At 71.8% G+C, this 11,651-nt stretch carries 12 protein-coding genes; 6 read left to right on the top strand and 6 right to left on the bottom strand.

Going from position 1 to position 11,651, the window contains the following annotated elements:
- The first annotated feature begins 64 nt into the window (after nt 1–64).
- Entirely contained in the window at nt 65–2,080 is a 2,016-nt protein-coding gene (locus tag IE318_RS03620; protein ID WP_189896207.1) for an NADPH-dependent 2,4-dienoyl-CoA reductase, read from the top strand.
- A 42-nt stretch (nt 2,081–2,122) separates the two neighbouring features.
- Nucleotides 2,123–2,674, top strand: coding sequence for a PadR family transcriptional regulator (locus tag IE318_RS03625; protein WP_030166011.1), 552 nt, complete (start codon nt 2,123–2,125; stop codon nt 2,672–2,674).
- 94 nt (nt 2,675–2,768) lie between these two features.
- Here IE318_RS03625 and IE318_RS03630 read toward each other — a convergent pair whose 3' ends face one another.
- Complete coding sequence (locus tag IE318_RS03630; RefSeq protein WP_189896210.1) at nt 2,769–3,314, bottom strand: hypothetical protein; 546 nt, start codon at nt 3,312–3,314, stop codon at nt 2,769–2,771.
- 162 nt (nt 3,315–3,476) lie between these two features.
- A complete protein-coding gene (locus IE318_RS03635) occupies nt 3,477–4,430 on the bottom strand; it encodes a fibronectin type III domain-containing protein (protein ID WP_229903321.1) in 954 nt (317 codons plus the stop codon).
- Nucleotides 4,431–4,875: 445 nt separating this feature from the next.
- Here IE318_RS03635 and IE318_RS03640 point away from each other — a divergent pair, with 445 nt between their 5' ends.
- On the top strand, nt 4,876–5,643 hold the full coding sequence (locus tag IE318_RS03640; RefSeq protein ID WP_189896214.1) for a glycoside hydrolase family 75 protein: 768 nt from the start codon (nt 4,876–4,878) through the stop codon (nt 5,641–5,643).
- Nucleotides 5,644–5,706: 63 nt separating this feature from the next.
- On the opposite strand, the gene IE318_RS03645 is transcribed toward IE318_RS03640, so the two are convergent.
- From IE318_RS03645 to dhaK, 3 genes are read right to left on the bottom strand one after another with little or no spacing between them, the layout of a single operon-like run.
- Nucleotides 5,707–6,117, bottom strand: coding sequence for a PTS sugar transporter subunit IIA domain-containing protein (locus IE318_RS03645; RefSeq protein ID WP_189896217.1), 411 nt, complete (start codon nt 6,115–6,117; stop codon nt 5,707–5,709).
- A gap of 1 nt (nt 6,118) precedes the next feature.
- Entirely contained in the window at nt 6,119–6,718 is a 600-nt protein-coding gene (dhaL, locus tag IE318_RS03650) for a dihydroxyacetone kinase subunit DhaL (protein ID WP_189896219.1), read from the bottom strand.
- Between the two features lie 55 nt (nt 6,719–6,773).
- Nucleotides 6,774–7,766 (bottom strand): dihydroxyacetone kinase subunit DhaK, encoded by a 993-nt coding sequence (gene dhaK, locus IE318_RS03655; RefSeq protein ID WP_030166028.1) that lies wholly within the window; start codon nt 7,764–7,766, stop codon nt 6,774–6,776.
- Between the two features lie 429 nt (nt 7,767–8,195).
- Here dhaK and IE318_RS03660 point away from each other — a divergent pair, with 429 nt between their 5' ends.
- Nucleotides 8,196–8,780, top strand: a complete 585-nt coding sequence (locus tag IE318_RS03660; RefSeq protein ID WP_189896221.1) for a GNAT family N-acetyltransferase — start codon at nt 8,196–8,198, stop codon at nt 8,778–8,780.
- A gap of 70 nt (nt 8,781–8,850) precedes the next feature.
- Here the strand turns inward: IE318_RS03660 and IE318_RS03665 are convergent, their stop codons facing one another.
- Nucleotides 8,851–9,546, bottom strand: a complete 696-nt coding sequence (locus IE318_RS03665) for a TetR/AcrR family transcriptional regulator (protein ID WP_189896224.1) — start codon at nt 9,544–9,546, stop codon at nt 8,851–8,853.
- 107 nt (nt 9,547–9,653) lie between these two features.
- On the opposite strand from IE318_RS03665, the gene IE318_RS03670 reads away from it, so the two are divergent.
- A complete protein-coding gene (locus IE318_RS03670) occupies nt 9,654–11,033 on the top strand; it encodes a serine hydrolase domain-containing protein (RefSeq protein ID WP_189896226.1) in 1,380 nt (459 codons plus the stop codon).
- Nucleotides 11,034–11,351: 318 nt separating this feature from the next.
- Nucleotides 11,352–11,522, top strand: a complete 171-nt coding sequence (locus tag IE318_RS03675; protein WP_189896228.1) for a hypothetical protein — start codon at nt 11,352–11,354, stop codon at nt 11,520–11,522.
- The last annotated feature ends 129 nt before the right edge of the window (nt 11,523–11,651 follow it).

Genomic DNA, 11,651 nt, shown 5'->3' on the forward strand with positions numbered 1-11,651 from the left:
TAGTTGCATAAACGCCTCGGCGTCCTCTACAAATGCGGTGACGACACCGCGCACGGAGGGCCCGATGAGCCGTTACCCGCACCTGCTGAGCCCGCTCGACCTGGGCTTCACGACCCTGCCCAACCGCGTCCTGATGGGCTCCATGCACGTCGGCCTGGAGGAGGCCGAGCGCGGCTTCGAGCGGATGGCGGAGTTCTACGCGGCCCGGGCGCGCGGCGGAGTGGGCCTCATCGTCACCGGCGGCATCGCCCCCAACGACGAGGGACGCCCCTACGAGGGCGGCGCCAAGCTCACCACCGAGGAGGAGGCGGCCCAGCACCGGACCGTCACCGAGGCCGTGCACCGAGAGGGCGGAAGGATCGCCCTGCAGATCCTGCACTTCGGCCGCTACGCCTACCACCGCGACCTGGTCGCACCGAGCCCGCTCCAGGCGCCCATCAGCCCCTTCGCCCCCCGCGAGCTCACCGACGCCGACATCGAGCGGACCATCGACGACTACGCCCGCACCGCCCGGCTCGCCCGGCAGGCCGGCTACGACGGCGTTGAGATCATGGGCTCCGAGGGCTACCTGATCAACGAGTTCATCGCGGCCCGCACCAACCACCGCACCGACCGCTGGGGCGGCTCCTACGACAACCGCATGCGCTTCCCGGTCGAGATCGTCCGCCGGGTGCGCGAGGCGGTCGGCGAGGACTTCATCATCGTCTACCGGCTGTCCATGCTGGACCTGGTGCCCGGAGGTTCCTCCCTGGAGGAGGTGATCACGCTCGCCGAGGCCGTCGAGGCGGCCGGGGCCACCATCATCAACACCGGTATCGGCTGGCACGAGGCCCGCATCCCCACCATCGCCACCTCGGTGCCGCGCGGCGCCTACACCTGGGTGACGAAGAAGCTCATGGGCGCGGTCTCGGTCCCGCTCGTCACCACCAACCGCATCAACACGCCGGAACTCGCCGAGCAACTGCTCGCCAACGGCTGCGCCGACATGGTCTCCATGGCCCGCCCGATGCTGGCCGACCCCGACTTCGTGGCCAAGGCCGCCGCCGGCCGTCCCGAGGCCATCAACACCTGCATCGGCTGCAACCAGGCCTGCCTCGACCACACCTTCAGCGGGCAGATCACCTCCTGCCTGGTCAACCCGCGCGCCTGCCACGAGACCGAGCTGGTGCTCTCGCCCACCCGGCGGCGCAAGCGCGTCGCCGTCGTCGGCGCCGGTCCCGCCGGGCTGGCCTGCGCGGTGAGCGCCGCCGAACGCGGCCACGACGTCACGCTCTTCGACTCCGCGAACGAGATCGGCGGCCAGCTGAACGTCGCCCGCAAGGTGCCCGGCAAGCAGGAGTTCGACGAGACCCTGCGCTACTTCCGCCACCAGCTCGACGCGCACGGCGTGGACGTACGCCTCAACACCTGGGTGAGCGCCGGCGACCTCGCCGAGCACGACGAGGTGGTCGTCGCCACCGGCGTCACCCCGCGCACCCCCGAGATCCCTGGCGTGGACCATCCGCGCGTCCTCGGCTACCTCGACGTGCTGCGCGACGGCGCCCCCGTCGGCGACCGGGTGGCGATCCTGGGCGCGGGCGGCATCGGATTCGACGTCGCCGAGTTCCTGACCGACGGCGGCGACAAGACCAGCGAGGACCCCGCCGCGTACTTCCGCGCCTGGGGCGTCGACACCGACTACCGCGCCCCCGGCGGCCTCGCCGCGCCCGAGCGGCCCGCCCCGCCGCGCACCGTCCACCTGCTCCAGCGCAAGACCAGCAAGGTCGGTGCGGGCCTCGGCAAGACGACCGGCTGGATCCACCGCACCGAGCTCAAGCACCGCGGCGTCACCATGATCCCGGGCGTGCGCTACGACCGGATCGACGACAGCGGGCTGCACATCACCGTGGACGGCGCGAGCACCGTCCTGGAGGTGGACACCGTCGTGCTGTGCACCGGACAGGAGCCGCGCCGCGACCTGTACGACGAGCTGGTCGCCGCCGGACGCCGCGCCCACCTCATCGGTGGTGCGGACGTGGCCGCCGAACTGGACGCCAAGCGCGCGATCAAGCAGGGCACGGAGCTGGCGGCGGCCCTGTAGGGGCGCGCCGGGGCAGGGCCGGCCCGTCCCTAGGATGACCCCATGTCACTCCCGCACGCGATCCTCACCGCCCTGCTCGAGAAGCCGTCGTCGGGGCTCGAGCTGACGCGCCGCTTCGACAAGTCGATCGGCTACTTCTGGTCGGCGACGCATCAGCAGATCTACCGGGAGCTGGGGAAACTGGAGGCGGACGGCCTGATCCGCACCCTGCCGGCCGAGCAGCCGGCCCGGGGGCAGCGCAAGAGCTACGAGGTACTGCCGGCGGGCCGGGCCGAACTGGCCCGCTGGACGGCGGCGTCCCAGGAGCCCAAGCCGCTGCGCGACGCCCTGCTGCTGCGGCTGCGCGCCGCGGCCGTGGTCGGCACGGCGGGGCTCGGGGACGACCTCCGGCGCCATCTTGAGCTGCACGAGCGGCAGTTGGCGGAGTACCAGGAGATCGAGAAGCGCGACTTCCCGCCCGGGAAGGACGGCCCCCAGGACCGGCTGCAGCACCTGGTGCTGCGGGCCGGGATCGACCTGGAGACCTTCTGGACCGGGTGGCTCAGACACGCACTGGAGGAGTTCGCCGAACTGCCGGGCGCGGATCCGGCCTGAGACGACCGCGTCTACCCGCCTGGACCCACGTCACCCCGCCTCGACCCACGCCGACCCACGTCGACCGTGTCCTTCCCGGCCCCCGGCCCGCCGCTCACAGCGGGTAGGGCTTCGAACGGCGGCGCATCACCCAGCCGGTGGCGATCATCGCGGCTCCGACCAGCGCTCCGCCCATCGCCAGCACCATGGTGCCGTTGGCCTTGACACCGCTGCCCAGGCGGTCCAGCAGACCGCGCGACGGCCCGGAGGCGGCGGGGGCGGAGGAGGCCGCCGGCTTCGAGTGGGCGGAGACGACGACGGACTGGGTGCCCGCCGTCATGTCGTCGGCGCACACCACGATCACCGTGTACGTGCCCGGGCGCACGCTCCGCCAGACCGCCGACTGGCCGGCGACCGTCCCCGCCAGCGCCGCCCGGCGTCCTTGGGCGAAGCCGGTCTGGCCGGGGCCGAGCAGCGAGGCCGTGCCCCAGGCGCCGTTGACCGGGGTGCACGAGCTGGTGGTCACCGTCACCGTGGAGCCGCTGGTGGTCGCGGAGATCCCCGGCCCGGCGACGGCCGTTCCTGCGGCGATCTGGAGCGTGAGGGCGGCGGCCGCGGCGACGGGCCCCGGGCCGCCGCGCAGGAGGGATCGATCGCGCATGGACTCTCCTCCGGCGGCACGGTCGGCGGGCCGTCACGAGTACCGCCGCGGACGGAAGTTGCCCGTGCCGCCTCCGAGGCAGCCCATCCCCCGTGACGGCCCGCCGCACGCGTACCCCACCCACGCGGCCGACGGCCGAACGGCCGAGCGAGTGGAGAGGGTCTAGGACTGTCCCTGGCCCGTGGTGACCGTGCGGGTGGGCGAGAAGCCGCCCCAGGTGCCGTCGGGGAGTTTGGCGCGGATGCGCACCTGGTGGCTGATCCCGGCGTCCCGGCCCAGGTAGAAGCTGTACGACGCCTTCTCGCGCGGTGCGGTGCCGCCCCAGACGAGGGAGGTGGCCGGACGTCCGTCCAGCTCCACCTGATATTCCGTCACCACACCGTCCGTGCGCGGCGGGACCCAGTCCAGGTCGAGGTAGTAGGCGCCGTCGGTGCGATGCGTGGCGGCGCGGAAGGACGTGGGCGCGGTGCCCCGGCCGTCGTCAAAGCCCGGCGCGGTGGTGAGCCGCACGGGGGCGCTCGCGGGGGAGAGGTTGTCGGCGGCGTCGCGGGCCCGGACGGTGAAGGAGTAGCGGGTGTGCGGCCGCAGCCCGGTGACCACGGTCGCCGTCTGGCTCCCGCCCACGCTGTGGATCTTCGTGGCGCCCTGGTAGATGTCGTAGGAGGCCACGCCCCGGTCGTCCGTCGAGGCGGACCAGGACAGCTGCACGGCCCGGCTGCCCACCACCCGGCCCCGCGGGGCGAGCGGGCGGCTGGGGGCCGAGTGGTCCGCCGCGACCGCGGCGGGTGTCGTCGCCCGCACCTCCCGGCTGCGCGGCCCCAGCCGGCCGCGGTTGTCCCGCGCCCGCACGGTGAAGACATAGGTCGTCGCGGGGCTGAGCCGGGGAACGTCCACCATGTGCTCGGACGCCGGTACCTCCTTGACCTTCGTGGTGCCGCGATACACCTGGTAGGCGTTGATGCCCGACGTGGAGGTGACCGCGTTCCACATGACGTGCACGCTGGTCGCACTGCCGGCCGCGGCGGTCACTCCGGTCGGCGCCCCGGGACCACCGCCCTCCCCGTCGTCCGCGGCGCTCCGGCCGCAGGCCGCGAGCAGCACCAGCGCACCGCACACGGCCACGACACGCCCGGGAACACGGCCATGGCGGGAAACGAGCTCGGGAACGCGTCGCACGAGGTCTGCCTCCCCGTCAACTACGGTGCGGATGGCCGGGACACCGCTCGATCCAATGGTCCGGACCAATATGCCGCGTCGGCCGGAGCGCATCAAGAGGGGCGTCGTTGCCGCCGCTCTCGGGGAGTTACGTATGCTGAAACCTCACCCCGGCCGAACTGCCCGGAGCAGAAGGGGAGTTCGTGCCGTGGGCGCGGACCGCTGTCGTCGCTGATACCGCGCCGGTGCGGGCGACCGGGGGCCGGGCCGGCACGGCTTCGGCCCCCGGCCGTCCGACAAGCGGTGCGGGCGACGCCCCGGCCGGTCACCTAACGTGGGCGCACGATGAATTCACCCCATTTTGGGATGAATGTCGTCCATGTCCCCGAGGAGAGGGTTCCGCATCGTGCGTGTCCAGTCGCTGACGCTCGTCGCGGCGAGCGCCGCCCTGCTGGCCCCGACGACACCGCCCGCCGCCACCGTGCCGGACCGCCCTGCTGAGGAGCCGGTGGCAGCACCTGCCACCGTCACCGTGCCGCACCGCCCTCGCGAGGAGCCGGCGGCGCGGCGCGACGGCGACGTCCGCGCCGCCGACCTGCTGGCCAAGGCGCGCGGCTGCGCGCCGGTGTCCCGCGGCCGCTACCGTCCCGACGCCGGCCGGCCCGCCACCATCCCGGTCTGCGGCCTGCGCGGGGCCGTCTTCTGGAAGTCCGACATGGACATCGACTGCGACGGGCGGCCCACCCGCCGCTGCAACCGCCACACCGACCCGGGCTTCTCGCCCGCCGCGGCCTCCGCACAGTCCGACGGCCGCCGTCTGAACGCCGAGCGCCTGCCCTACATCGTCCTGCCCGCCCCCAGCCGCCTCTGGAACCACCGCGCCCACGGCCTGGGGAGCGGTTCGGTCGCGGCCGTCGTCTACCGGGGCCTTGTTCAGTACGCGGTCGTCGGCGACACCGGCCCCCGGGACATCATCGGCGAGGCCTCCTACGCCACCGCCCGGCGCCTCGGCATCCCCGCCGACCCGCGCGCCGGCGGCACCCGCTCGGGCGTGACCTACATCGTCTTCGAGCACTCCAAGCTGAAGCACATCGAGAACCACGCCGCCGCCGTGGCGGAGGGCGAACGCCTGGCCCGGAAACTGGTGCAGGGCGACCGCCCACGCACCAGATGACCGGGCACGCGCCCGGCCGGGCCGCCGCACCCGCCCGGGCCAGACGCTGTTCACACCCGCACGTCACACCTTCCGGTAGGCGTACGCCTCCGCGGCCGCCGCCTCCACCGCGTCCAGATCCGCTCCCGTGGCCGCAGTGACGACCGCGGCGACCGCACCCTCGACGAACGGTGCGTCGACGAGGCGGGTGCGGTCCGGCAGCTCGTCGCCCTCGGCGAGCAGCGCCTTCACGGTGAGCACCGCACTGCCGAGATCGGTGAGCACCGCGACCCCGGCCCCCCGGTCCACGGAGGCGGCCGCGGCCGAGACCAGCTCGGCGCTCGTACCGACCCCGCCGCCCTCTCGGCCACCCGCCGGGGCCACCGGCACCGCCTCGGCCCCGCCGGCCAGCTCCTTCGCCAGAGCGGCCACCGACGCGGCCACCTCCGCGCTGTGCGACACCAGCACGATCCCGACCAGCTTGTCGTCGCCCATGTCAGGCCTCCGCCGCCTCGGCCAGCCCCGCGATCAGCAGCGCGGACGACGTGGCCCCCGGGTCCTGGTGGCCGATGCTGCGCTCGCCCAGATAGCTCGCCCTGCCCTTGCGGGCCTGCAACGGCGTGGTCGCCTCGGCCCCCTGCTCGGCGGCCGTGCGCGCCGCCGCGAAGCCGTCACGGAGCGCGTCCACCGCCGGCACCAGCGCGTCGACCATGGTCTTGTCGCCCGGAGCCGCGCCGCCCAGCGTCATGACCCCCTCCACACCGGCCCGCAGCGCCTCGGCGAGCTGCTCCTCGGTCACCTCCGGGGCGTCCCCGAGCGCCTTGCCGGTCCGACGCAGCAGCGTCCCGTACAGCGGGCCGGAGGCCCCGCCGACCGTCGAGATCAGCTGGCGCCCGGCCAGGACCAGGATCGCGCCCGGCGTGTCAGCCGCGTCCTTCTCCAGCGTGGCCCGCACGGCCGTGAAGCCGCGCTGCAGATTGCTGCCGTGGTCGGCGTCCCCGATGGGCGAGTCGAGGGCGGTGAGCCGTTCCGCCTCGCGGTCGACGGACGCGGCGGTCGCCGCCATCCAGCGGCGGAAGAAATCGGCGTCGAGCACTGGAACTCCCTTGCGTGACAGGTGTGATGGGCGGAGTCGGGGGAGGGGGGCCGGGTCACACTCCCCAGCGCAGACCCGGCGTGTCCACCGGCGCGTCCCACAGCCGCAGCAGCTCCTCGTCGATCTGGCACAGGGTGACGGAGGCACCGGCCATGTCGAGGGAGGTCACATAGTTGCCGACCAGCGTGCGGGCGACCGCCACCCCGCGCTCGGCGAGGACCCGGTGCACCTCCGCGTTGAAGCCGTACAGCTCCAGCAGCGGAGTGGCGCCCATGCCGTTGACCAGCAGCAGCACCGGATTGCTCGGGCCGAGGTCCTCCAGGACCGCGTTGACCGCGAAGTCGGCGATCTCGCCCGAGGTCATCATCGGCCGCCGCTCCCGGCCCGGCTCGCCGTGGATGCCGATGCCCAGCTCCAGCTCACCGGGCGGCAGATCGAAGGTGGGGCTGCCCTTGGCCGGGGTGGTGCAGGCGCTGAGCGCCACACCGAAGCTGCGCGAGCTCTCGTTGACCTGCCGTGCGATCGACTCCACCCGCTCCAGCGGCTGCCCCTCGTCGGCCGCCGCGCCCGCGATCTTCTCCACGAACAGGGTGGCGCCGGTGCCGCGCCGCCCGGCCGTGTACAGGCTGTCGGTCACCGCCACGTCGTCGTTGACGAGCACCTTGGCGACCTGGATGCCCTCGTCCTCGGCCATTTCGGCCGCCATGTCGAAGTTGAGCACGTCACCGGTGTAGTTCTTCACGACGAACAGCACGCCCGCGCCGCTGTCCACGGCCGCCGCGGCCCGCAGCATCTGGTCGGGCACCGGCGAGGTGAAGACCTCCCCGGGACAGGCCGCCGACAGCATCCCGGGACCCACGAACCCGCCGTGCAGCGGCTCGTGCCCCGACCCGCCACCGGACACCAGGGCGACCTTCCCCGCCACGGGGGCGTCCCGCCGTACGATCACCCGGTTCTCGACGTCGACCGTCAGCCCGGGATGAGCGGCCGCCATCCCGCGCAGTGCGTCCGCGACGACGGTCTCGGCGACGTTGATCAGCATCCTCATGGGTACCTCCCGAAGAGATTAGCAGGCGGGCTCTGGACCTGCGTTTTCCGAGGTCAGAGCGCATAAGGTCAATTTTTGATCTTGGCGGTTCGTGACGGTCCGGGGCGAGTCCTGACGGTAGTGATGCCGACCTGATGCCGGCTGCGGTGACGGCCTGCCAGGCCTGCGGTGATCGGTTGTCGGGCGGCTGCAGTTTCTGATGACGGCAGTATCGACCTTGCGGGAGCGAAGGTCACGCTGTCGGTTCGCGAGGGGCGGCAAGGTGTGCAGAGGCCGGGAAGAGAAGAGGACCATCACAGGCGGCTCGTCACTGCCCAAGGGGCATCGACCGGCAGATTACCCGCTGCACCCCATCCATCGAACGGGCCGGACTCCCCACCTGGCACAAGGAGCCCGATCACGTGGGGAGCGGGTGTTATCGTCCCTCGCATGGCTGAACTGATCGCTCCCACGGGGCAGTTGCATTCCTCGTGGCTCTCGGCGCGTGACGAGTGGCAGCCTGGTGCTCACCAGGACGGGGCGGGCCTGCGTGTGGTTGGTGACGATGACCTCGACAGCCCGGAGGGTTTCGCCTCATGGGTCGAGCGCCTGCGGCAGCAGTCGGACCGGTCGCTGCCTGTCGGGGAAGGACGCGTCCATGCCACCCACTGGTGGATCGTCGACGGTGAGACGTACCTCGGGGCCATCGACCTCCGGCACTATCTGAACGCCTTTCTGCTGGAAGGCGGCGGACACATCGGCTACAGCGTTCGGCCTTCTGCCAGGAGACGCGGGCTGGCCACGTGGGCCCTGGGGGCGGTTCTGCTGAGGGCGCCGGGGCTCGGTCTGGACCGGGTCCTTCTCACCTGTGACGACGGCAACGTCGGCTCGGCGCGGACCATCGAAAACAACGGCGGCGTCCTTGAAGATGTGCGCAGCACCGAAATCGGGGTCAAGCGCCTTTACTGGATCACTCTCGATGGAGCCGGTCACAGCCGTTCGCCGAGGGCCGCGACGAGGACGGTCGCCTCATAGCGAACGGCGGCCAGGCCTCTTGCTTCGGCAATAGCGGCTCCGGCGAGGCACATTGCTTGTCCCGGGGCGGTCACTGGCGCCGGCCGGCACGGTCGCCGGTGAGGCGGGCCTCGAAGCCGTCGAGGAGGGACTGAAGCCCGAAGTCGAAGGAGCTGTCGGGCGCTGCGGCGTACTCTGTGGCGGCCGTGGTGTCGAGTCGTTCGCGCAGATGCGGGAATCGCATGGCCGTCTCGGTGGCGCGTGTCATGGCGTCGGCCATCAGTTGCTTGGCGTCTGCGCCGTTCTTGTTCAGCCGGCGGTTCAGCGAGACCTGTGCGGCGGGGCCGAGCGCGCTGCCGAGCACGAAGGTGAACACGGCGGCGGCCGCCCGGTCCGCGTCGGCGGCGGCGAAGCCTGCCTTTTCGTAGATGGCCAGGCTGAGGTCGTTGTACCGGGCCTGGCCGGGTCCGTGCAGGAAGTGGCTGCCGAACGCCTGGACGAGCCAGGGGTGCCGGGTGAGCATCGCGTGCATGCCGGCAGCTTGGGCGGTGGCGGCCGTGCGCCAGTCGGTGGTGGCGAGGTCGGGCAGCTCGACCTCGTGCCAGATCGCGTCGCTGGCGAGTCGGACCAGGTCGTCCTTGGTCTTGATGTGCCAGTAGACGGCCGTGGCGGCCGAGCCGAGCCGTTTGGCCAGGCTCCGCATGTTGAGGCCGTCCAGTCCCTCGGTGTCGAGCAGCTCGATGGCCGCACGGACGATCCGGTCTGCGGTCAGGGTGTCTCGTGGCATGGGCACCACCTTACTTGAACTTAGTTCACCCATGGGTCTTGCACTTTGTTCGAGCAGCCGCCTACGCTCCTTCTCGTACTTAGTTCAAGTGACCTGGAGGAGGAGCAATGCCGCAGGACAAGCCGCTGTCGGAGTTCGTCGAGTCGCAGGCCATGGAGTTCGGCGTTCCCGGTGTCGCCGTCGGAGTGCTCCTGGACGGCCGGGAGGTCTACGCCTCGCACGGCGTGACCAGCCTCAGCAACCCGCTGCCGGTCGACGAGAAGACACTGTTCCCTCTGGGGTCGGTGTCCAAGACCTTCACGGCGACGGCGCTGATGCGCCTGGTCGCCGAGGGGAAGGTGGACCTGGACGCGCCGGTGCGGAGCTATGTGCCCGAGCTGAAGCTCGCCGACGAGCCGGCCGCGGCGCAGATCACCGTCCTGAACCTGCTCAACCACACCGCGGGCCTGGACTGGAACCTGATCGACGACGGCGAGGGCGACCGCTCCCTGGCCGGGCTCGTGGCGAAGCTGCCCCAGCTGCCGCTGATCGCACCGCCCGGGGCCCGCGCCTCCTACAGCCAGGCCGGATACAACCTGGCCGGACGGATCGTCGAGAAGGTCACGGGCCTGCCCTTCGAGCAGGCCATGGCCTCGCTCGTCCTGGACCCGGTGGGCCTTGCGGACACCGTGTACGGCCTGTCCGAGGTGATGGTCCGCAAGTTCGCCGTGGGCTACAACCGCGGCGACGACGGCGAACTGCGCCCCGCCCGACCCTGGGCGGCGTTCAAGGAGGGCGCGCGCGGCGACAACCCCGGCGGGGGTCTCGCCTCCTCGGTGAGCGATCTGCTGCGCTGGGCACGGTTCCAACTCGGCGACGGCGAGGGCGTGCTGCCCACCGCGCACCTGCACCGCATGTGGGAGCAGACGGTCGGGCTGCGCGCCAGCACGCTCGGCGACGGCTTCGGCATCTGCTGGTTCCTGCACGACCTGGACGGCCTGCACGCAATCGGCCACGGCGGCTCGGGCAACGGCCAGTTCGCCGAGCTGCTCATCGTGCCCGAACGCGACTTCGCGGTGGTCTCCCTGGCCAACGCCGGCCCGGACGGCTACCCCTTCAACCAGTCCGTCGTGCGGTGGGCGCTCGAGCACTACCTCGGCGTCGTCGAGAAGACGGCGGAGCCGGTCCCGTACGACGAGACACGAGCCCGCCAGGTCGCCGGCCGCTACGAGATCGACGCCATCAACCTCGACATCGCCACCGACGGCACCCGCCTCACCCTGGCGGTCGGCATCAAGCCGGAGATCCGCGAGGCATCACAGGAGGAAATGCCCCCGGACTACCCGGCCGCGGACATCGCCTTCCTTCCCGGCGACAGCGACGAGTACATCGTCAGCGAAGGCGGCCTCAAGGGGCAGCGTGGCTACTTCTCCCGCGACGCAGGCGGCGCGGTCACAGGCATCGACCTCGCCGGCCGACTCTTCAGCCGGGTCACGGAGGCACCCTGATCCGACGCAGGCGGGGCGGACCCGAACGGCAGCCCCTTCGTGCACCTCCAACCGACAGAAGTCGGCTCATGGACACGTCCCGTCTGCGCCACAATTCCGGTGCGCGCTCATCGATATGCGCTCCAGCGACCGGCTCCTGGGGAGCTACTGCGGTGCCTACAACACCGTATGCGGCATTGCCGCAGCGCAGTCGGGCGGCCCGCGCTCGGGCGGTGCAACAGCGAAGATCCTTCCGAGGCGCTTGGGGTGCGTTCGCGTTTGCGCCCTTGTGGCCGCGTGCCAGTCCGCTGACCGCCTTGGCATCTCGACGATCAGTTCGTGGTATTCGCCGCGCTTGTCATCGGCGAAGGAGCGACTGGCGTTGTTGCCAAGCTGTTTGAGGAAGACGTCGATCTCTTCCCAGAGGCTGATCCAGTGGTCTTCGAGTGGGTACTGGCTCCGCAGCCACTGATCCAGCGCCCGGCCACAGCGGCCTTTGTGGGGCTGTGAAGATCGGTGACTGTTCGCGCTGCTTGCGCTTCCCGCCGGCCCGGACCCGGGTCTCGATCGTGGGGGCGGCGTCACGCCCCACGCAGAGCTGCCCGATGCGCTGGTCGTAGTCGATCGGCTCAAAGTAGC

This window comes from Streptomyces spiralis (assembly GCF_014654675.1).
Lineage (GTDB): Bacteria > Actinomycetota > Actinomycetes > Streptomycetales > Streptomycetaceae > Streptomyces > Streptomyces spiralis.

Excerpts from the sequence above, each read along its gene's own strand:
- IE318_RS03620 (WP_189896207.1), top strand. The coding sequence starts at position 65 with ATGAGCCGTTACCCGCACCTGCTGAGCCCGCTCGACCTGGGCTTCACG.
- IE318_RS03625 (WP_030166011.1), top strand. The coding sequence starts at position 2,123 with ATGTCACTCCCGCACGCGATCCTCACCGCCCTGCTCGAGAAGCCGTCG.
- IE318_RS03630 (WP_189896210.1), bottom strand. The coding sequence starts at position 3,314 with ATGCGCGATCGATCCCTCCTGCGCGGCGGCCCGGGGCCCGTCGCCGCG.
- IE318_RS03645 (WP_189896217.1), bottom strand. The coding sequence starts at position 6,117 with ATGGGCGACGACAAGCTGGTCGGGATCGTGCTGGTGTCGCACAGCGCG.
- dhaK (WP_030166028.1), bottom strand. The coding sequence starts at position 7,766 with ATGAGGATGCTGATCAACGTCGCCGAGACCGTCGTCGCGGACGCACTG.
- IE318_RS03660 (WP_189896221.1), top strand. The coding sequence starts at position 8,196 with ATGGCTGAACTGATCGCTCCCACGGGGCAGTTGCATTCCTCGTGGCTC.
- IE318_RS03665 (WP_189896224.1), bottom strand. The coding sequence starts at position 9,546 with ATGCCACGAGACACCCTGACCGCAGACCGGATCGTCCGTGCGGCCATC.
- IE318_RS03670 (WP_189896226.1), top strand. The coding sequence starts at position 9,654 with ATGCCGCAGGACAAGCCGCTGTCGGAGTTCGTCGAGTCGCAGGCCATG.